17 protein-coding genes are annotated in these 20,564 nt (G+C 47.1%); 9 read left to right on the top strand and 8 right to left on the bottom strand.

All coding sequences use genetic code 11. The features are described 5' to 3' along the window. Nucleotides 1-38: 38 nt before the first annotated feature. Complete coding sequence (gene clpB / locus ABXS75_06980) at nt 39-2,639, top strand: ATP-dependent chaperone ClpB (GenBank protein ID XCP86532.1); 2,601 nt, start codon at nt 39-41, stop codon at nt 2,637-2,639. 289 nt (nt 2,640-2,928) lie between these two features. Here the strand turns inward: clpB and ABXS75_06985 are convergent, their stop codons facing one another. From ABXS75_06985 to ABXS75_07005, 5 genes are read right to left on the bottom strand one after another with little or no spacing between them, the layout of a single operon-like run. After that, nucleotides 2,929-3,447 carry a YcxB family protein gene (locus ABXS75_06985; GenBank protein ID XCP86533.1) on the bottom strand — a complete coding sequence of 173 codons (519 nt, stop codon included), beginning with the start codon at nt 3,445-3,447 and terminating at the stop codon, nt 2,929-2,931. Continuing rightward, entirely contained in the window at nt 3,422-4,264 is an 843-nt protein-coding gene (locus ABXS75_06990; GenBank protein ID XCP86534.1) for a hypothetical protein, read from the bottom strand. Before ABXS75_06990 ends, ABXS75_06985 begins: the two co-directional genes overlap by 26 nt. A 9-nt stretch (nt 4,265-4,273) precedes the next feature. Then, nucleotides 4,274-4,861: a hypothetical protein gene (locus ABXS75_06995; protein ID XCP86535.1), complete on the bottom strand. Its 588-nt coding sequence runs from the start codon at nt 4,859-4,861 to the stop codon at nt 4,274-4,276. Next, nucleotides 4,854-5,519 (bottom strand): hypothetical protein, encoded by a 666-nt coding sequence (locus ABXS75_07000; GenBank protein ID XCP86536.1) that lies wholly within the window; start codon nt 5,517-5,519, stop codon nt 4,854-4,856. The genes ABXS75_06995 and ABXS75_07000 overlap by 8 nt, the downstream gene beginning before the upstream one ends. 12 nt (nt 5,520-5,531) lie before the next feature. Continuing rightward, nucleotides 5,532-6,533: a LacI family DNA-binding transcriptional regulator gene (locus ABXS75_07005; GenBank protein ID XCP86537.1), complete on the bottom strand. Its 1,002-nt coding sequence runs from the start codon at nt 6,531-6,533 to the stop codon at nt 5,532-5,534. A gap of 355 nt (nt 6,534-6,888) precedes the next feature. Between ABXS75_07005 and ABXS75_07010 the strand changes: the two genes are divergently transcribed. From ABXS75_07010 to ABXS75_07025, 4 genes are read left to right on the top strand one after another with little or no spacing between them, the layout of a single operon-like run. Further along, complete coding sequence (locus ABXS75_07010; GenBank protein ID XCP86538.1) at nt 6,889-7,827, top strand: ABC transporter permease subunit; 939 nt, start codon at nt 6,889-6,891, stop codon at nt 7,825-7,827. A 10-nt stretch (nt 7,828-7,837) separates the two neighbouring features. Further along, on the top strand, nt 7,838-8,746 hold the full coding sequence (locus ABXS75_07015; GenBank protein ID XCP86539.1) for a carbohydrate ABC transporter permease: 909 nt from the start codon (nt 7,838-7,840) through the stop codon (nt 8,744-8,746). Between the two features lie 26 nt (nt 8,747-8,772). Then, nucleotides 8,773-10,443: a sugar ABC transporter substrate-binding protein gene (locus ABXS75_07020; protein ID XCP86540.1), complete on the top strand. Its 1,671-nt coding sequence runs from the start codon at nt 8,773-8,775 to the stop codon at nt 10,441-10,443. Nucleotides 10,444-10,461: 18 nt separating this feature from the next. After that, nucleotides 10,462-11,949 (top strand): glycoside hydrolase family 32 protein, encoded by a 1,488-nt coding sequence (locus tag ABXS75_07025; GenBank protein ID XCP86541.1) that lies wholly within the window; start codon nt 10,462-10,464, stop codon nt 11,947-11,949. 177 nt (nt 11,950-12,126) lie between these two features. On the opposite strand, the gene ABXS75_07030 is transcribed toward ABXS75_07025, so the two are convergent. Genes ABXS75_07030 through ABXS75_07040 form a run of 3 tightly spaced genes read right to left on the bottom strand, consistent with a single transcriptional unit; the run spans nt 12,127 to nt 14,734 of the window. Continuing rightward, nucleotides 12,127-12,939 carry a hypothetical protein gene (locus ABXS75_07030; protein XCP86542.1) on the bottom strand — a complete coding sequence of 271 codons (813 nt, stop codon included), beginning with the start codon at nt 12,937-12,939 and terminating at the stop codon, nt 12,127-12,129. Between the two features lie 36 nt (nt 12,940-12,975). Further along, nucleotides 12,976-13,623 (bottom strand): YesL family protein, encoded by a 648-nt coding sequence (locus ABXS75_07035; protein XCP86543.1) that lies wholly within the window; start codon nt 13,621-13,623, stop codon nt 12,976-12,978. Between the two features lie 43 nt (nt 13,624-13,666). Then, nucleotides 13,667-14,734 (bottom strand): LacI family DNA-binding transcriptional regulator, encoded by a 1,068-nt coding sequence (locus ABXS75_07040; protein XCP86544.1) that lies wholly within the window; start codon nt 14,732-14,734, stop codon nt 13,667-13,669. 446 nt (nt 14,735-15,180) lie between these two features. Between ABXS75_07040 and ABXS75_07045 the strand changes: the two genes are divergently transcribed. The 4 genes from ABXS75_07045 to ABXS75_07060 all read left to right on the top strand — a co-directional run bounded on the left by ABXS75_07045 (nt 15,181) and on the right by ABXS75_07060 (nt 20,351). Beyond that, entirely contained in the window at nt 15,181-16,074 is an 894-nt protein-coding gene (locus ABXS75_07045) for an ABC transporter permease subunit (protein ID XCP87103.1), read from the top strand. Between the two features lie 11 nt (nt 16,075-16,085). Further along, nucleotides 16,086-16,985 (top strand): carbohydrate ABC transporter permease, encoded by a 900-nt coding sequence (locus ABXS75_07050; GenBank protein ID XCP86545.1) that lies wholly within the window; start codon nt 16,086-16,088, stop codon nt 16,983-16,985. 58 nt (nt 16,986-17,043) lie between these two features. Continuing rightward, nucleotides 17,044-18,726 carry an extracellular solute-binding protein gene (locus ABXS75_07055; protein ID XCP86546.1) on the top strand — a complete coding sequence of 561 codons (1,683 nt, stop codon included), beginning with the start codon at nt 17,044-17,046 and terminating at the stop codon, nt 18,724-18,726. A 137-nt stretch (nt 18,727-18,863) separates the two neighbouring features. Beyond that, nucleotides 18,864-20,351: a glycoside hydrolase family 32 protein gene (locus ABXS75_07060; protein ID XCP86547.1), complete on the top strand. Its 1,488-nt coding sequence runs from the start codon at nt 18,864-18,866 to the stop codon at nt 20,349-20,351. The last annotated feature ends 213 nt before the right edge of the window (nt 20,352-20,564 follow it).

Below are 20,564 nucleotides of genomic sequence, written 5' to 3' on the forward strand. Positions count from 1 at the left end.
TGTTGAAAAAACCGTATATCATAAGGAGGCGGTACAATATGAATATTAATAAATTTACCCAAAGTTCCATGGCTGCGGTCCAGGGCTGCGAGAAGGTCGCACTGGATTACGGCAATCAGGAAGTAGAGCAGGAGCATTTGTTATATGCTCTTTTAACGATCGATGACAGCCTGATTCTTAAATTATTGGAGAAGATGGGCTACGCCAAAGAGGTACTGATCAATCGTGTGGAGGAAGCCTTAAGAAAGCGCCCCAAGGTGCAGGGCGGCCAGATGTTCATCGGCAAGGATTTGAACAATACGCTGGTTCATGCAGAAGACGAGGCAAAGCAGATGGGGGACGAATATGTTTCCGTTGAGCACCTGTTCCTGGCATTGATCAAATATGCCAGCCGAGAGATGAAAGCGATTTTTAGAGAACTGGGAATCGACCGCGACAAGTTTCTGCAGGTGCTTTCCACCGTGCGGGGAAACCAGAGAGTGACCAGCGACAATCCGGAGGCGACTTACGATACGCTGAATAAATACGGGCAGGATTTGGTGGAGCGTGCAAGAGAGCAGAAGCTGGACCCGGTGATCGGACGTGATGCAGAGATTCGGAATGTGATCCGGATTCTGTCACGTAAGACTAAGAATAATCCGGTGCTCATCGGCGAGCCGGGCGTCGGCAAGACGGCGGCAGTAGAAGGACTTGCGCAGAGGATCGTCCGTGGAGATGTGCCGGAAGGCCTGAAAGAAAAGAAGATTTTCGCGCTGGATATGGGTGCGCTGGTAGCGGGCGCCAAGTACCGCGGCGAGTTCGAGGAACGGTTAAAAGCGGTTCTTGAAGAGGTAAAGAACAGCGATGGAAATATTATTCTTTTCATCGATGAACTGCACACCATCGTAGGTGCCGGAAAGACCGACGGGGCCATGGACGCCGGAAATATGTTAAAGCCGATGCTGGCAAGAGGAGAACTGCACTGTATCGGCGCCACAACGCTGGACGAGTATCGGCAGTATATCGAAAAGGACGCGGCGCTGGAGAGAAGGTTCCAGCCGGTTCTGGTAGATGAGCCGACCGTGGAGGACGCAATCTCTATTTTGCGTGGCCTAAAAGAGCGGTATGAGGTGTTCCATGGCGTGAAGATCACCGATGGGGCGCTGGTGGCAGCGGCAACTCTGTCAAATCGTTATATTTCCGACCGTTTCCTGCCGGATAAAGCGATCGATTTGGTGGACGAGGCGTGTGCCCTCATCAAGACGGAACTGGATTCCATGCCGACTGAGTTAGATGAGTTGAACCGGAAAATCATGCAGCTTGAGATCGAGGAGGCGGCCCTCAAAAAAGAAGACGACCGTTTAAGCCAGGAGCGTTTGCAGCATTTGCAGCAGGAACTGGCGGAGCAAAGGGAAGAATTTGCCAAACGCAAGGCGCAGTGGGATAATGAGAAGCAGTCGGTGGAGCATGTGCAAAAGTTGCGAGAGCAAATCGAGCAGATCAACCGCGATATCCAGACGGCGCAGCAGCAGTATGACTTAAATAAAGCGGCAGAATTACAGTACGGAAGGCTGCCTCAGCTCATGAAGCAGCTGGAGGCGGAAGAAGAGAAGGTGAAGGACGAGGATCTGTCCCTGGTTCACGAGAGTGTGACAGATGAAGAGATCGCCAAGATCATTTCCCGCTGGACCGGAATTCCGGTCGCAAAGCTGAATGAGAGCGAGCGGAGTAAGACGCTTAATCTGGATAAGGAGCTGCATAAGCGCGTGATCGGACAGGACGAGGGCGTGGAGAAGGTGACCGAGGCCATTATCCGTTCCAAGGCCGGAATCAAGGACCCGTTAAGGCCAATTGGTTCCTTCCTCTTCCTGGGACCTACCGGCGTGGGAAAGACGGAGCTTGCCAAAGCCCTGGCCCAGAGCCTGTTTGACGACGAGAATAACATGGTCCGTATTGACATGAGTGAGTACATGGAGAAATATTCCGTGTCCCGTCTGATCGGAGCGCCTCCGGGATATGTGGGGTATGACGAGGGCGGCCAGCTCACCGAGGCCGTGCGCCGTAAGCCTTATTCCGTTGTCCTGTTCGATGAGGTGGAAAAGGCCCACCCGGACGTATTCAATGTACTTTTGCAGGTGCTTGACGACGGGCGGATCACGGACTCCCAGGGGCGGACTGTAGACTTTAAGAATACGATTCTGATCATGACCTCCAATATCGGTTCGTCCTATTTGTTGGACGGAATCAATGAAAACGGGGAGATCAAACCGGAGGCAGAGCAGATGGTGATGAATGACCTTCGCTCACATTTCCGACCGGAGTTCCTGAACCGTCTGGACGAGACGATCATGTTTCGTCCGCTCAGCCGTGGAAACATTTACTCGATCATCAGTCTTTTGGTGGACGACGTCAATAAACGCCTGGTGGATAAGGAGCTTCGTATCGAACTGACCGAAGCTGCGAAACAGCAGGTCGTAGAAGGCGGATATGACCCGAATTATGGTGCAAGACCTCTGAAACGGTACTTGCAGAAGAATGTGGAGACTCTGGCGGCGAAGCTGATTCTTGGCGGCGTGGTCGGAAGCGGAGATACGATTCTGATCGATGCGGTAGATGGAAAACTGGAAGCGCGGGTGAAACAGCATTTGCGGGAAGTGTAAAAGAGCATGAGGCATTTCGGTCTTGCCATGAAAGTGAGAAAGCGGTAAAAGAATACTGATAGATGAAGTTCTAATAAAAGAAGTATTAATAAAAAATAGGGCTCATTCTGTAGCATGGTGAAAATTTTGATGCTACAGAGTGAGCCTTGTATATTATTAAGGAATGGCAAATTTTATCACTCTTGACTTTTGCATGATTCTTGCTGTTTACTATTTTTACATCATTCACTTTTACAGTTTACTATCGAGCCTTTTTGCCAGCTATCTTGACAATTCAAGCCCAAAAGCATCAATCCCGATTCTTTAGTAACGCCTCGACCATTTGAAACTCCCCAACAACAAACCCATTCTTATCAAGCATAACGCTGCTATTATGATTGCAGTTCAAAATATACAAATTCTGGGTCTCCTGCCAGCTTAGCACATCGTTATAGGAAATCGTCGTTTCTTTTCCGGTATTTGCTATCACAACAAGATGATCCCGATAGAACCTGACCGTCCTTTCGCAAATGCCGTCCCCGCCCTGCGTCATGGCCCTATACTTGCTGCGCCTCCTCGTGCCGGGGAGCATGACGAGAAGCCAAAAAAGGAGCGCTCCCAGGAAAATGGATTCTCCCAGAAGAAAGATTAGGGAGCCGCCGGTATACCAGAGCCAGAGGGCGACTGCCAGGTATAGGAGCAGCAGGAAGCAGGTCAGCTTTTTCACTGATTTCTTATAAGATTTATTTTCAACGGCGCGCATACCCTCATCAAAATATGCGCGGGAAATGCGAATGTGATTTTCAGATATTGGTGTTATTTCGAGCATCGGAATCCTCCTTCTGTTTACGCGTTACCCATGCGTCGTCATCTTCGTAAAATGGAACCTGTTCCGGAAATGCGCCGGCAATCTTTTCTTCTATCTGAAAGCTGCTATTTAATGTAGTATAAATCAGGAAATTGGCAGTATACAGGATAAACCAGAATCCGATCAGTGGCAAAAGCAGCACGGACCATGGAAGGAAAAGGACCATGATCAGCCAATACGCAATCTGCAAGACGGCGACACCGGCAGTTTTAGGAAAGAACCGGAGCATGAACAGCAGGCAGTTGCGCGCGCTCGAAAGGAACGGCTGGTCAAATAATGCAATCTGCGGCCAAAGGATCGAAAAAAACATGGTAAAAAATAGCAGACTGACCGCGTAGAGTGCGAGCGTTCCCCAACCCGGAAAATGTGTGGACCACCAGAACAGCATAGCCATAAAGATGTAGAATCCGAGCATCAGACAGAAGAGAACGCCGGGTAAAATGGACTGGCGCCAGTTCTGCTTCCAGGCACGTTTATAGGTTTCCCGGCATTTTCCCGAGGCGTCGCGAAGAGAGCGCAGCACGGTATCGTACATACAGGAAAGGGCGGGGCCCCCAAAGACTCCCCCAATGATGCAGGCCGGGATTAAAATAAGGACGCTGGAGGTAAGGATTGCCAACATGACTCCGATCGCAAAGGGCAGAAAACCAAGGAGCGTCATCAGGTTTGTGAACAGGAAGTTCTTGATGCTGCGCTCCAGAACTTCGGTATATCTGGGGAAACCGGTCAGACGTTTCCCGTTTGGAACATAAGAATTCGGGCCAAATAGAAATGCCATGATATCCTCCTAACTGGCTTTGAAGTGACAGCCATCTAAAAATGCAGTGAGTAAGGTTTCCAAATCTTCGGTATAGTTCCCAAGGCAGGTGAATTCTGCGCAGACCGCGGTAGTGCCGCAGACGCCGAAGGCAGATACGCCTCTGTCGTAAGGGCTATCCTCGCCTGTGCAGTCGTATGTAATAAAGGTGTAAGTTTGTCCGTTCAGAGTGATGGTATCTTCGGCGTGAACCTCATAATTCTCTTTTGCGGCCGCGAGCCAGGAATCATAGTTCGATTTTGCACTTTCTTCATTCAGGGCTTCGCTTGAGAGAAAATAAAGCTGGGCGTCATACAGAGCGATGGTGTCCCCGTCGCTGTTCTCATAAGGAACGCTGCTTCCTGTGACCCAGGTGGCGTAGTAAAGTCCGTCGGCGGCAAGGGATTCATTGGTTTCCAGCAGTGAGAAGGGCTTCGGGACCTCGATTCCCACTGCGGTGCCGACCATTTTCCAGTCCTCCTGCCATTTTTGCCCGTCCGTGGTCGTTTTTGCTTTAGAAGAACAACCGGTCAGAAGCAGGAACAGACAGAGGAGAAGGGGTAAGATTTTCTTATTCATATTTGTTCATTCCTCCTTTAAGGGTGTTCCAGAGTTTCGCGCATTCATCGGCGTGATCGGAACGTCTTTCGTCATAGAAACAGCGTCTCCCGAGGTAGAGCGGGGCTAAAAGCTCCTGATTGCTGCCGGCCTCCGGCTGTCCGACCAGGGTAGTGGTATAGTCTCCCAGGTCCATCTCCAATAGAAGAGGGCAGGCACTCCACTTCATCACTTTATTTTCCGTACTGTAATCTGCCTCATCGGGACAGCTTCCGTCCGGCATTGCCAGTACCTGGAATTCCCTCTGGACATCGTCCGGATCTTCCATCAGGAAGAAATAGCTTTCACAGTCGTTTATGTCGCCCATGAGAGTCATCATGGAAGCCTGGCGATAGGAAGCCGTGTCGGCGTCTGTATCTTCCGGGCTGCCGCTCACGAATTGGTTGACCTGGATTAGAACCTCTCCGTCCCCGTTGTAGTCCCCGGCAAGCGAGGCGAACGCATTTTGCAGAGCGGTCACGGTATCTTCCGGCAAACGGTCTTCTCCGATATATGCGATCTGAAGATCCGGAGATTTCTTAAACCAGCCAAATGCATTTCCTGCAAGGTCGATCAGAATGCACAGGAAAATGACGCCGCAGATCACGTACCATTTATAATAATGCCACCAGTTTTTCATGGAATCTAAGTCCTACCTTTCCAGAGAATCTTTTGTGGTTCCGCCGGGCATATAGGAAACGGGCAGGCAGATCAGAGGCGGCTTTGCGCTTGTATTCTCCTGAAGCAGAAGATCGACGCACATCTCGGCGATGTCCTTAGTGGGCTGTACGATCGTAGAACAGATGTAGTCGCCGTCGCCAAACATGCGGACACCGTCAAAACCAATGACTTGCACATCTTCCGGCACCCGGATATGGAGTTTCGTAAGTATCTTAAGGATCTCGTAGGCGAGAAGGTCCGTGACACAGAAGAGGCCGTCAAAATCCAGTTTCCCGTTGTGTATATGTTCCGTAAGGAAGGTCTCAAATTCGGATATCGAATAGTCGTCCTGCAGGATCTTGGAACTAAACTGCAGGTTCCGTGCAAGACAGCCATTTTCAAAACCGGCCTTCCTTTTATTGGGTTCGTTGCTGAGGGAAGAACCTACCCGCAGAAAGGCCACGTTCTTACAGCCAAGATCTGCCAGTTTTTCGGCGGCCATCTGCCCGCCCGCGAAATTATCGCTGGCTATGCAGGGAATGTGGGCGCCCATTACACGGTCTATGGAGATAAAGGGCGTATTCTCCGTGACGGACAGAGCCGGATTGTAGGTCAGCCCGATGATCCCGTCCACTTTGTTCTGCTGCACCATCGTAACATATTCCTGTTCGGCTGCCGGGTCAGAGTCGGTACAGCATAAAAGCATGCGATACTTCTTTTTTAAAAGAGACTGATTGATCCGGTAGGCCAGACCTGCAAAAAATGGATTCAGCGTATTCGGGATCAACAGGGCCACGGTATAGGTCTTGCTGGCTTTTAACCCCTGTGCGTAGCTGTTGACCTGGTAATTTAACTTTTTGATTGCATCTTCCACGCGAATACGGTACGATTCCCCTACGGGCAATCCGTTGATGACTTTGGATACGGTACCGAGTGCAACACCGGCTTCCAAAGCGACATCTTTCATTGTGGGAGTAGAATTCTTGGTTCTCATGTACGAATACCTCACTTGTTCATATGTTTCATGAAATTATTATAGTTCCTTTTCACGCATTTGTAAAGCGAAAAATGAAAAATTTCATGAAACGTTACACGAAGCGAAAATGTACAAAATAGTTATTTTTTAATTGTGAAAATCTTATAAAAATGAAAGTTCGCACAAAAAATGAGGGTTATTTGCTTGACTTGAAAAAAGAATAATGCTATTTTGAGTATAGCGATGAAATAACGTTTCATGGAAGTTATGGTTTTAAACGCTACAGCAGCCGAGAATGGCCAGAGGGCTGCGAAAGAAAAATGCCGGGGACATCACGGAGGGTTTCCGGTCTATATAGGGAAGGAGAGATTAGATGAGCAGGTCAAAAACAAAAGCGCCGTCAAAAGGCGGCGGAGAAAAACCGATATTGCAGCGTATGGGTGCATACTGGCAGTTATACCTTATGCTTCTGGTTCCGGTCATACTGACGATTGTTTATAAGTACATACCGATGTATGGCATTCAGATCGCATTCCGTGATTATAAGTCGGTTCGCGGAATGTGGGGAAGCGACTGGGTAGGACTCAAGTGGTTCATACGTTTCTTCAGCTCACCGAACTGTGTTCGTATGATAAAAAATACGATTTTACTTAGCTTTTACAGCTTACTTTGGAGTTTCCCGATACCGATTATTCTTGCACTGATGATTAATCAGCTTCGGTTCAATAAGTTTAAAAGAACGGTACAGACGGTTTTATACGCGCCGCATTTCATCTCTGTTATGGTTGTGTGTGGTATGCTCCGCGTGTTCTTAAGCCCTTCAGGAGGTCTGATCAACCTGATTGCCGGAACCAGCATTGATTTCCTCTCAGAAGCGGCGGCGTTCCGTACCATCTATATTGCGTCAGGCATCTGGCAGGACGCAGGCTGGGGAATCATCGTGTATATGGCAACGCTGGCAAATATTGACACCTCTCATTATGAAGCTGCCAAGATAGACGGAGCGTCCATGTTCCAGCGGATACGCTACATTGATCTGCCGGAGCTTGTGCCTCAGATCGTTCTGATGCTGATCATGAGCGCAGGAAGCCTGATGAACGTAGGATTTGAAAAAGTATTCCTGCTCCAGACAGACTTAAATAAGGCGACCAGCGACGTGATCGCGGTGTATGTATACCAGCAAGGTATTGAACATGCAAAATACAGTTATTCTACGGCGGTAGGTCTGTTCAATACGATCGTGAATGTCATCCTGCTGATCGTGGTGAACAAGATAACGAGTAAGATTTCCGAAGATGTAAGTTTTGTATAGGAGGTGCGGCATGGGAAAGAAAAAAAGCGCAGGGCAGCTTAAGGGATTATCCGATAGAAGCAGTGATATTATTCTGGTAGTGATCTGCCTTGCTATTGTACTTTTGGTTGCATATCCGCTTTATTATGTTTTGGTCGCTTCTGTGTCCAATCCGTATGATGTGTATGCGGGAAAGACGTTCCTGCTTCCGAGTGGATTCACCCTGGACGGCTATAAAGCAGTGTTTGCAGATAAGAGTATTATAACGGGTTACATCAATAGTATAAAATATACGGTAGTCGGTACGGTATTCTCAGTCGTAATGATATATTTGACTGCATATCCGCTGAGTATCAAGGATTTACCGGGAAGGAAATTCCTCAGTATTTTCTTCATTATTACTATGTATTTCGGAGGCGGCCTGATGCCGACCTATTTGATCGTCAGAGATACCGGACTTATCGACAGCATGTGGGCCTTGTTCCTGCCGGGCGGCGTAGCCGTGGGAAATATGATCATCGTCCGTAATTTCTTCGAGCACAGTATTCCGAAGGAAATGATCGAGGCGGCCGAGATAGACGGTGCTTCCAAGTGGACGACTTTCGTGAAGATCGTGATCCCGCTCAGCCGGTCGATCATGGCAGTTATGGTAGTGTTCAGTATGGTCGCTTACTGGAACGACTGGTTTACAGCACTCATCTATTTGCCGGGACAGGAAAATGCGCCTCTGCCGCTGGTACTTCGGAATATCCTGATCAAGAGTTCTGCAAGTGCGAGCCAGGCAAGTACGATTTCCGGCGGTTATGCAGAGCTGAATAAACTGACTGAGATGATCAAGTTTTCGTCCATTATTGTAGCGGCTGCACCAATGCTTGTCATCTATCCATTTGTTCAGAAATATTTTGAAAAAGGATTTATGGCGGGTGCGGTCAAAGGCTAATGAGATTTTGGAAGAAGGAGATGAGTATGGTGAAGATGTGGAAAAGAGCGCTTTCGTGCCTGTTAGTGGGCGGACTTCTGGCCGCTATGACAGCGTGCAGCAAGCAGGAACAGTATAATATGGAACCAGGCGTTGCCAATACCGATACGTCTCAGACGGAATTCACGATTATGGGCGCGGTCAGTGCTCTCAGCAAAGGGTATGATAACAATGAAGTCTTAAACAAGATGCAGGAGGAAGCGGGCATCAAGATCAACTGGAACGTGATGAGCGATTCCTTAAGCGAGCAGGTAAATATCCGTATTGCCGGAAGACAGCTTCCGGACGCTTTCCTGGCGGTTGGCTTTAACAACTATGACATCACGACCTATGGAAGTGACGGCGCGTTTATCGATCTGACGCCTTATCTGACGGAAGAGTACATGCCGAATTTGACGAAGATTCTGGAGGAAAATCCGGATATTAAGAGTGCGATCACGATGAGCGACGGTGGAATCTACGGTCTTCCGGCAGGTGAGAAAATGGGTACGGCAGGTATCGGCGCCGAGGAGGATTACAGTATTTACACGATTCCGCAGTTCAGTATGATCAACAAGGCGTGGCTTGATGAGCTGGGCATGGAGGTTCCGACTACCCTTGATGAGCTGCATGAGGCTCTTGTGGCGTTCCAGGAACATGATATGAGTGCGACCTATTATGGAAATGCAAAAGGAAGCACGATCCCGATGAGTACCGGCTTTGACCAGTGGTGCTGGGGACAGAATATTTTCTATGCCGGATTTGGATTTACCAACTGGCCGAATGATGTCATTAATGATCTGGTGTTAAATCCGGACGGAAAGGTGGATTTTGTCTGCGCCTCTGACAACTACCGTGATGCGCTTACCTATTTCCATGACTGGTATAAGGAAGGGCTCATGGACGTGGAAATGTTCAGCCAGAGCGACACACAGCTTATTTCCAAGTGCTCGCAGGGGTATGTGGGCGTGTCTACATGGTGGTACATCGAGGAACTGATGGGAGAATATGCAGACGACTATGTATTCCTTCCGATCCTTGACGGACCTGATGGAACTCACAATGTAACGGTGCGTACCGGAGGCGGAACGAACAGCGGAAGCCTGAGCATCACGAGCGCTTGTAAAAGTCCGGCAAACCTGCTGAAATTCTTTGACCAGTGGTATGAGCCGGAAAATGTAATGCAGCTTCAGTACGGACCGATTGGAACGTATTTTGTGGATCAGGACGAGAATGGCGTATGGAACAGCATTTCCGACGACGAGGCAAAGGAGAAATTCGGCAAGAGCGCCGGAGAACTGAAAGGTGAATATGAGGTTTATGGGCCGAAACTGATTCTCAGTGATTATTACAATACCACGTTTAAGATGGAGGACCGCGCGATCGAAAGATTGACGGATCTGTATGAATTCTGGATGCCGTATGTTGACAATCCGATTACTTATCCTGTAGACTGTGTATACACGGAAGAGGAGCTGGATGTGATCGACCGTTATAAAGCGGATTTTGAGAGTGCGGTATCGGAGCAGGAAGGCTTATGGCTGAAAGAAGGCGGTCCCACGGACGCTGAGTGGGAGTCTTACTTAAAGCTCCTCAAGGAAAAATGCGGTATGGAAGAACTGCTTAAGGTCTACCAGGGAGCATATGACCGTTATATGGAGGCGAAGGAGAGCCAATAATTTTAGAAGGTGAAGAGTATGACAAGTCAGACATTACGTGAAGCACGCAAATACGAGGAGGCTTCTGAAAAATTTATTAAAAAGGAAGACAGGCCGTCTTATCATCTGTCCGCGCGTACCGGCTGGATGAATGATCCAAACGGGTTTTCATATTATAATGGACAGTACCATATGTTTTATCAGTACCACCCCTATGATTCACACTGGGGGCCGATGCACTGGGGGCATGCGGTAAGTAAGGACCTCCTGCACTGGGAGTATCTTCCGGCGGCGCTTGCACCGGATGAATTTTACGACAGAGACGGTTGTTTCTCGGGAAGTGCTATAGAACTTCCTGATGGAAGACAGCTTCTTATGTATACCGGCGTGATGAAGGAACATCAGAAGAATGGCGGCGTGGTCGAGGTCCAGACCCAATGTCTGGCTGTCGGAGACGGGATCGATTATGAGAAATATGAAAAGAATCCTGTGCTTGATGAGAAGGACCTTCCGGAAGGCGGCAGCAGATTTGACTTCCGTGATCCGAAGATGTGGCAAAAGGCGGATGGTACATACTGCTGCGTGGTAGGAAACCGCCCGGCGGACGGCAGCGGCCAGATCCTGCTCTACACCAGTGAGGACGGATTTGACTGGAAGTATAAAAAGGTATTGGCAGCAAATAACAACCGGTTTGGAAAGATGTGGGAATGCCCGGATTTCTTCAGGCTGGATGGAAAATGGGTGATGCTCACCAGCCCCCAGGATATGCTTCCGCAGGGATTCGAGTACCACAATGGAAATGGGACCCTGTGCCTGATCGGAGAGTATGACGAAGAAACGGATACATTTACGGAAGAATGCAACCAGTCGATTGATTACGGTATAGATTTCTATGCGCCGCAGACGGTTATGATGCCCGATGGAAGAAGGGTTATGATCGGCTGGATGCAGAACTGGGATACCTGCGCAACCCGCGGTCACGAGGAGTTATGGTTCGGGCAAATGAGTCTGCCGCGGGAGCTGTCCGTTAAGAACGGCAGACTTTACCAGGAACCGATTCGTGAGCTAAACGATATGCGAAGCGGAAAGGTGGAGTATAAATCCGTATCTGTTTCCGGAACAGTGAACCTGGAAGGAATCAAGGGCCGCAAGGTGGATATTGAGCTTAGTATCCGTCCGGGAGACGAGCAGAACCTCTATCAGAAATTTGCGATCCGTTTCGCACAGAATGCACAGTATCAGACCTCGGTCAGCTTCCGCCCGCGTGAGGATGTGCTGAAGATTGACAGAAAGTTCTCCGGTTCCAGAAGAGCGATCATTCACCAGCGCAGGAGCAAAGTGAACAGCGAAAACGGCAATCTGAAGCTCAGGCTGATCCTGGATCAGTTCAGCGTGGAAGTGTTCGTCAATGACGGCGAACAGGTCATGAGTTCTACGATCTATACGGAGAAGGCTGCAGATGGGATTTCGTTTTTTGCAGATGGGGAAGTGAAACTGGACGTTGTGAAATATGATTTGATTGGATAAAAGACAGGGTCTTGTGTTAAATAAAAATGCTCTAAATGATTTGGGGACCACGGAATTTTTCGAGGCCGGTAGAAAATCATTTAGGGCATTTTTGCGTTGGGTACACTTAAGCGAAGACCCGGTATAATATTCATCTCGGTTGTCCGCTGTATGCGGTTCTTTTTAAAACATCTGGTTCTATTCTACATTTTCATATAAATATTCCAAATAGGAAACAGCAGTCTTTGCCCTTGGAGAATTAGCAATGATTCCCAAATAAACGGTCCCGTCAAATCCTGCCTTGCGGATAAAGGCTGACTGGGACAGATCCAGTCCCATGGGGTATTCTTCCGTTTCCGCCTCATAGGTCAAGGATTCGTCAAAATACAGGTCCATAGCGTTATCCTTCAGTATATAAGTATTTGTGACAAGATAGGGCTTAAGGGTCTCGTATAAGTCCGGGCTTTCCTGTGAGAGTAGTTTATCGAGATCGCAGAGATACCCGTTTTGGGAGAAGGCGTCAAATGCTTCCTTATCCATAAGAACGACATCGAGCAGCTTGCCGTCAATGGAGGCGAGGATTTTCATGCGTGATGCGTAGGTGTATTCATGGTTCGGATTGTTCTCGTCATCGGTCAGATGCAGGCCGGAGTAGACACAGACCTCATTTTTGGAAGTGCTCAGATTCTGAGACTTCAGAAAATCCGTACTCAGCGTCTGCGTCAGCGTTTCCCCGGCGGATACATTGACGAAGGCCGTGTACAGTGTGACGTCCTTGTGGGTAAAATGCCCATAAATAGAATAACCTATGATATACAGTACAATACAGAGGATTACCAGCGGCAGCTTGTAATAATCAAAAATATACTGTAATTTTTTTCTGCCATGAAGGGTGCGAAGGTTTTCGTCGCGAAGTATGTCATAATTGCCAAGCATACCTGAATGTACGTCCGGTGAACGTTTATCCCGGCCGTCAGGTACGCCGGATTTCTTTTTAAAAACGGGTGACATAAGCATTCTCCTTTTTGACGCAGTTTATCTTCACAGTTAATTGGTGCTTTCGACGGCCCCGGCGGCAGCCTCGCTCTTTTCCTCCAAAAGCAGCAGAATATTGGAGAGCAGGTAGGAGCAGAGCAGTGCGCAGAGTCCTTCGCCGAAGATGATGGCCGGCGTGAAAATACGAATCACGACTAAGGCCATAACAAAGTAGATGACAGCCATGAGGGCGGTGCAGAAAAGAAAACGCATACCAAGAATGAGGGAATTCTTGAACATTTCCTTTATCGTATTATCAAATCTGGACAACAGTGGGAAGATGTACATCAGTACAATGGCATAAGCGATCAGCGCAACGATAAAAACAGCCGTACCGATTGTCCAGAACACATTCTCGAAGCGCATATGGTAGAATACATATCCGTCCACGCCTAAAATAATTCCAAGTCCTAAAAGGATCAGCCAGATCTTGGTTCCCTGCTTCAAATTCATTTTAAAAGAATGAAAGAAGGCTCTCGTGATATTTCCTTCTTCATTTTTTGCCATTTTTAGTGTGACGTAGAATAAAGCGGTAGTGGAAGCGCCGACCGTAACGATCGGCAGACAACAAATGAACCACAAAATGTTCAGATAAACACTGTTTACAAGTTTTGTAATAAACTGCATGATAGGTGCGTCCAGGCTGAAAAAGCTACTCATTTGAAAATCCTCCTTATAATTATAAAAATGTAGAATCAAAGGCCTAATCTCCGGTGGACTCCCGGTAGATCAGGTCTGTTTCCGTGTGAACGGTACGGAAGTTTAATGAAGGTTCTTTAATGCGGGACATCAGCAGATTGACTGCGGTAACTCCCATGATCTGACTATGTATATGAATCGTAGTCAGTGAGGGGGTTATGATTCTGGATTCCGATGAATCATCAAAGCCGCACAGATATACATCTTGTGGTACGGAAATGCCCAGCTTTTTGAACACATGGAGTGTATCAAGTGCCACAAAATCGTTTGCGCAGATGAACACATCTGGCAGCGAATCCAAACCCTGCAGGCAGTCGGCGAGATATTCCTGATACTCCGTTGAAACAGGGCGTTCCACTCCCGGTTTATTTTCCAGAAAGCAGAACTTTTCCTGACAGGGAAGGCCCGCCAGGTACATCGCGTCCCGATATCCCATATACCGCTCAAAAAAAGATTGGCAGTGCCGGTACGTGCCGATAAATCCAATCTGTGTCTTCCCACGCCGCACCATCTCTTTTACAAATGCAAAAATATTGGATTGATTATCCATATATAAACGGTCTGCCTTTAAGGATCCATCAAGGCCGCATACCGGAGAATCCACAAAAAGAACGGGTATATCAAGGTCACAGAGCATCTGGCTGTATGGAAGATCGAACATTTCAATGCAGAGAATGCCAGCGGTTTTTTCTTTGTTAAAAGGCAGTGGGAGCTTAAGGCTCTTTAATTCGGAGGCGATGACCCGATACATGGAGAGAGTGTATCCCAACTGTAAGATCTCCCGCTGAAATTTATCCAGCATGGTAGATGCAAAATGAGAATTGGTCAAAGCCGTGGTGGTAAAAAGTGCGATTTCCCTTTTGCCATTCACCTCTTCGGGTAAAAAATCCGGTTTATAGGTTTCGGGGGTCATGTAGGAAAACTGTTTATATCCCATTTCGATTGCTTTTTTCAAAACTCTGTCCCTTGTCGCGTCTGCGAGGATACCTGTGTTATTGATTGCTTTGGATACGGTGTTTCTGGAAACGCCCAGTGCGTCTGCAATGTCTTGTATTGTTACTCTGTCAGCCATGTTTTTATGTGTCTCCTGTTCCTGGGTAATGATTTTATATAAGGATGCCAAAACCAGAAGGTGAAGCGATCCGAATTCTTGTCGTCAAATACATTATAATGCACGAACCCGATTGAGTCAAATGTAAAAATAAAAAATTTGTGCTAATTTATAGAAAATGGATGGAATAATGTGACGTGATATGTGCAAAAAACAATATAAATGTAAAAAATGTAAAAATGTATTTGTGCAAAAGGGAAAAATATATTGACTAATATGAAAATAAGTGCTATATTTTAAATACAAAGCCTCGAACGCGATTTTACAAATGCACAATTACAACTTGGGAAAACGACAAAATGAAGCAGATGCAAAACAGCGAGAAGGATGAGGAAAGGAAGGAGGAAAATATGAAAACAAGTTCTACAGCAGTTTCCAAAGGGAAACAAAACAAGCAACCGGGAAGTATGCACAATACACTTCTCTATTTGAGACAACATTGGCAGTTGTATGTGATCTTCCTGCTGCCAGCATTGGCACTTACTTTGATCTTTAAGTACATTCCAATGGGCGGCATCATGATTGCTTTCCAGAGGTACAATCCGATTCGGGGTATCATGGGAAGTGAATGGGTGGGATTCAAGTATTTTGAGAGATTCCTGACATCACCCGACTTTATGACCTATCTGGTCAACACATTGAAACTGAGTATCTATGGTCTGCTCTGGGGCTTCCCCGTTCCGATCATACTTGCGTTTCTTTTGAATCGGATTCAGAGTACGGGCATAAAGAAAAAGATTCAGTTGGTGCTTTACATGCCGAACTTCGTGTCCGTCATCGTACTTTGTGGTATTGTCCGCATTTTCCTGTCAGTAACAGGACCGGTCAATCTACTGTTCGGAAGCCAGATTAACTTTATGACGATGCCGGAAGCGTTCCGTACAATCTACATAGCCAGCGGTATCTGGCAAGGGGCAGGCTGGGCGTCCATCATGTACACGGCCTCTTTGTCTAATGCAAGCCAGGAACTAAAGGAGGCGGCAGTCATTGACGGCGCCAATATTTTCCAACAGATCAAGGCGGTAGAATGGCCGGCGATTAAAGATATGGTAATCATCCAGTTTATTCTGCAGGCCGGCAACATTATGAGTATCGGCTTTGAAAAAGCATATGCGCTGCAGACAGACCTTAATATGGGGACATCAGAAATCATTGCTACATATGTGTATAAGAAAGGTCTTATAGACGGTGATTACAGCTTTTCAACAGCCGTAGGATTATTCAATACAGTGATCAATGTCATTTTGCTGGTTGCTGTGAATAAGATTGTTGCAAAGATGAATGACGGCAAAGGATTATAAGGAGGGGCAAGATGAATAAGAAAAAGAAATTTGCCAGATATTCCGCAGAGGATAAGGCACTTCTGCTGGTAGGCTATATTTTGCTGGGTCTGTTCGTGATTGCCATTGTAATTCCAATGCTCTATATTGTCGTAGCCTCTTTCATGGACCCGGTTACACTGCAGAACAAAGGAATTACGTTTGATTTCAGCAAATGGACGTTGACCGCGTACGAACGTGTTATTTCCAATAAACAGATCTGGGTTGGATTTAAAAATGCTGTAGTATATTCCATTGTATTTACAGTGGTGTCTGTATTTATCACATTGCTGGCAGCTTACCCGATGTCCAGGGCGGATTTCAAAGGAAAAGGAATCTTCAATACCATTTTTGTAATCACCATGTTCTTTGGCGGCGGACTGATTCCTACCTATTTGTTGATCAATAATTTAGGTCTGTTAGACAGCATGTGGGCAATCATTCTTCCGGGAGCATTCAGCGTATGGAATATGATCATCGCGCGTACCTATTATCAGGGAATCCCGACAGAATTGCGGGAAGCGGCAGATGTGGATGGCGCTAATGAAATGGTCTACTTCTTTAAGATTCTGATTCCGGTATGTACTCCGGTAATCGCGGTATTAGCGCTTTGGCAGTTTGTTGGAATGTGGAACAGCTATTTTGATGCAATGATTTACTTAAATGATTCGGCGAAGCAGCCATTGCAGCTCGTTCTTCGCTCGATCCTGATTCAGAATCAGCCGGAATCCGGAATGATCTCGGATATGCAGAGTACGGCGGCAAGGGCTCAGCTCGCAGAGCTTTTGAAATATGCAACGATTATTATTTCCAGTCTGCCTCTTCTGGTAATGTATCCGTTCTTCCAGAAGTATTTTGACAGCGGTATTATGGCAGGTTCCATCAAGGGATAGATAAGAAATATGCAACTATAGAAATAGAATCAAATGAGTGTGAAAAAGGAGTAAAATAATGAAGTGTAGATATGCGAAACGTATTTTGGCTGCAGTACTCGCGGTAGGCATGGTGGTTTCTCTTACCGCATGTGGCGGCGGAAGCAAAAAGAAATTAAATACCGGAGAATTTCAGGAGGTCGATAAGGCAGAACTGGAATTCCCGCTCAAGGAAAAGACGACTCTTACCGGACTGATCAGTTATCCTGCAAATACGGAGTCCAATCCGAATAACCGTACCATTTTCAAGAGACTTCAGGAGAAGACGAACGTCGAGATTGAATGGACAGCAATCCAGTCTGACCAATGGGGCGATAAGATTTCCCTTTCTATGTCAAATGTGGATACGCTGGCTGACTTCGTATTCTCAGCGGGCTTTGGTGACAGCGATCTTTTGAAATACGCGGACCAGGGAGTGATTATTCCTCTGGAAGAGTACATCGATGCATATATGCCGAATTTGAAATCCGTTTTTGACAAATATCCAGAATATAAGGCAATGTGTACGGATACGGACGGTCATATCTGGGCTTTACCGTGGATCGAGCAGCTTGGTTCTGAAAAGACGGCGATTCAGACTGTCGGAAATATGAGCTTTATCAATAAGAAGTGGCTGGATTTCCTGAAACTGGACATGCCGACGACTGTAGATGAATTTGAACAGGTTCTGATTGCTTTCCGTGATCATGCATCGGAACTGCAGGCAGAGTTTGGCATCGATGGAAGTATCATTCCGATGGCTTGTATCGTAAATGATGGAGACCAGGATCCTGCTATCCTTATCAACGGATTTGGCGAAGGCTATGGCGATGCAGATAAGGGAAGACATATCGCAGTTACAGACGACAAGAAAGTAATCTGTTCTGCAACACAGGAAGGATACAAAAAAGGAATCGAATGGCTGCATTCTCTTTATGAGGAAGGCCTGATCGATCCGGAAGCATTTACCCAGGAATGGTCCACCTATGTATCGAAAGGAAAATCCGGCAGATACGGAGTATGCTTTAGCTGGGACGTTGCAAATATTGCCAACCTTGAGGACTGGGTACCGCTGCCGGCACTGACCGCAGATGTGAGAAATATTACTCCGCAGAACGGTTCCTTCACAAGCGGATTTGACCGTGGACGTTGCGTGGTAACCGCAGTAGCAGAGCAGCCGGCACTTGTCTGCGCATGGCTTGACCAGATGTACGATCCGTTCCAGTCACCGCAGAACAACTGGGGAACCTACGGCGAAGATGATGAATTTGATATCTTTGAGCTGGGCGAAAATGAGAATGGCGAGGAAATGTTAAAGCATGCACCTCTGGGTGATGCGTCTCCTGTTGAAGTAAGAGAGGCAGAGTGTGTAGGAGGACCGCTGGCAGTTCTTGATGAATATTATGGCGTTTACGTGACCTGTCCGGATGATGCACAGTACCGTCTTGACTGGATCAAGGATTACTATACGCCGGATATGAATACCAAGTATGTATATCCGAACGTATTCATGGATCGCGACGACAATGAGGAATTATCAAATCTGATGGCAGATATCACGAAGACCATCAATGCAAAGAAATCAGACTGGATTATGAATGGATTTACAGATGCAGACTGGGATAAGTATCTGAAGGATCTCGATGCATACGGCTTGGAAGATTATCTTGAAATCTTCCAGAAATATCTGGACGCATACTATGAAAATATGGATGCTGAATAATCCGAATATGCAAACATAGAAGACAGACCATCCGGCAGGAGGGAAAGCAGGTCCGCCAGGGACAATTCGCAAAAAGGGAGTCAGGTGCGCTTCGGCGCACTTGACCACTCTAATATTATTTATAGAAGGTGAAGAATATGACAAGTCAGACATTACGTGAAGCACGAAAATATGAAGAGGCTTCTGAAAAATTTATAAAAAGTGAAGATCGGCCGGCTTATCATTTGTCCGCGCGTACCGGCTGGATGAACGATCCAAATGGGTTTTCTTATTACAATGGGCAGTATCATATGTTTTATCAGTACCACCCCTATGACTCGCACTGGGGGCCGATGCACTGGGGCCATGCGGTAAGTGAGGACCTTCTGCACTGGGAATATCTTCCGGCAGCGCTCGCACCGGACGAATTTTATGACAGAGACGGATGCTTTTCGGGAAGCGCCATCACACTTCCGGATGGAAGACAGCTTCTGATGTATACCGGCGTGATCAAGGAACATCAGAGGAATGGAGGCGTGATCGAGGTCCAGACCCAATGTATGGCTGTTGGCGATGGAATTGATTATGAGAAGTATGAGAAGAACCCTGTACTTGATGCAAAGGATCTCCCGGAAGGCTGCAGCAGGTTTGATTTCCGCGATCCGAAGATGTGGCAAAAGGAAGACGGCACGTACTGCTGTGTGGTAGGAAACCGCCCGGCGGACGGTAGCGGTCAGATTCTGCTCTATACCAGCAAAGATGGATTTGACTGGAAGTACAAAAAGGTATTGGCAACAAACAACAACCGGTTTGGAAAGATGTGGGAGTGCCCGGATTTCTTTGAACTTGACGGGAAATGGGTGCTGCTCACCAGCCCTCAGGATATGCTTCCGCAGGGCTTTGAATATCACAATGGAAATGGAACCCTGTGCCTGATTGGAGAGTATGACGAAGAAACGGATACATTTACGGAAGAATGCAATCAATCCATCGACTATGGAATAGATTTCTATGCACCGCAGACCGTTCTGACGCCCGACGGAAGAAGAGTCATGATCGGCTGGATGCAAAACTGGGATACCTGTGCGATCCGTGGCCATGAGGAACTGTGGTTCGGGCAGATGAGCCTGCCGAGAGAACTGTCGGTAAAAAATGGAAGACTTTACCAGGAGCCGCTTCGCGAACTAAACGATATGAGAAGCGGAAAGGTGGAGTATAAATCAGTTCTGGTTTCCGGAACGGTGAACCTGGAAGGAATCAAGGGCCGCAAGGTGGATATTGAGTTAAATATCCGTCCGGTAGATGAGCAGAACCTCTATCAGAAGTTTGCGGTCCGTTTCGCACAGAATGCACAGTATCAGACATCGGTCAGCTTCCGCCCGCGGGAGGATGTGCTGAAGATTGACAGAAAGTTCTCCGGCTCCAGAAGAGCGATCATTCACCAGCGCAGGAGCAAGGTGAACAGCGAAAACGGCAATCTGAAGCTCCGGCTGATCCTGGATCAGTTCAGCGTGGAGGTATTCATAAATGACGGTGAACAGGCCATGAGTTCTACGATCTATACGGAAAAGGCGGCAGACGGAATTTCGTTTTTTGCGGATGGAGAAGTAAAGATGGATGTTGTGAAATATGACCTGATTGGATAATATATATTAAGAAAGTTAAGTGGAAGGCTGTAGTCATGAAAGTGGCTCAGACTTTTTCTTGCTTCATAGGAAAGTGCGTCCTATGAAATAAAAAACGCTCCGGGAGGATTCTATTTTAATTTCTCATTAAGGTACTAACCGAAAAAAGTATTTTTCTGTTAATATGTAACTTGTCCGGGCCTCATTGTGTCTAAGAAGTGTAGGAGGTAAAAA

Origin of the sequence: Roseburia hominis (assembly GCA_040702975.1) — a bacterium.
GTDB lineage: Bacteria > Bacillota > Clostridia > Lachnospirales > Lachnospiraceae > Allocoprococcus > Allocoprococcus hominis_A.

Coding starts and splice junctions, on each gene's coding strand:
- clpB (XCP86532.1), top strand. CDS start 39: ATGAATATTAATAAATTTACCCAAAGTTCCATGGCTGCGGTCCAGGGC.
- ABXS75_06985 (XCP86533.1), bottom strand. CDS start 3,447: ATGCTCGAAATAACACCAATATCTGAAAATCACATTCGCATTTCCCGC.
- ABXS75_06990 (XCP86534.1), bottom strand. CDS start 4,264: ATGGCATTTCTATTTGGCCCGAATTCTTATGTTCCAAACGGGAAACGT.
- ABXS75_06995 (XCP86535.1), bottom strand. CDS start 4,861: ATGAATAAGAAAATCTTACCCCTTCTCCTCTGTCTGTTCCTGCTTCTG.
- ABXS75_07000 (XCP86536.1), bottom strand. CDS start 5,519: ATGAAAAACTGGTGGCATTATTATAAATGGTACGTGATCTGCGGCGTC.
- ABXS75_07005 (XCP86537.1), bottom strand. CDS start 6,533: ATGAGAACCAAGAATTCTACTCCCACAATGAAAGATGTCGCTTTGGAA.
- ABXS75_07010 (XCP86538.1), top strand. CDS start 6,889: ATGAGCAGGTCAAAAACAAAAGCGCCGTCAAAAGGCGGCGGAGAAAAA.
- ABXS75_07015 (XCP86539.1), top strand. CDS start 7,838: ATGGGAAAGAAAAAAAGCGCAGGGCAGCTTAAGGGATTATCCGATAGA.
- ABXS75_07020 (XCP86540.1), top strand. CDS start 8,773: ATGGTGAAGATGTGGAAAAGAGCGCTTTCGTGCCTGTTAGTGGGCGGA.
- ABXS75_07025 (XCP86541.1), top strand. CDS start 10,462: ATGACAAGTCAGACATTACGTGAAGCACGCAAATACGAGGAGGCTTCT.
- ABXS75_07030 (XCP86542.1), bottom strand. CDS start 12,939: ATGTCACCCGTTTTTAAAAAGAAATCCGGCGTACCTGACGGCCGGGAT.
- ABXS75_07035 (XCP86543.1), bottom strand. CDS start 13,623: ATGAGTAGCTTTTTCAGCCTGGACGCACCTATCATGCAGTTTATTACA.
- ABXS75_07040 (XCP86544.1), bottom strand. CDS start 14,734: ATGGCTGACAGAGTAACAATACAAGACATTGCAGACGCACTGGGCGTT.
- ABXS75_07045 (XCP87103.1), top strand. CDS start 15,181: ATGCACAATACACTTCTCTATTTGAGACAACATTGGCAGTTGTATGTG.
- ABXS75_07050 (XCP86545.1), top strand. CDS start 16,086: ATGAATAAGAAAAAGAAATTTGCCAGATATTCCGCAGAGGATAAGGCA.
- ABXS75_07055 (XCP86546.1), top strand. CDS start 17,044: ATGAAGTGTAGATATGCGAAACGTATTTTGGCTGCAGTACTCGCGGTA.
- ABXS75_07060 (XCP86547.1), top strand. CDS start 18,864: ATGACAAGTCAGACATTACGTGAAGCACGAAAATATGAAGAGGCTTCT.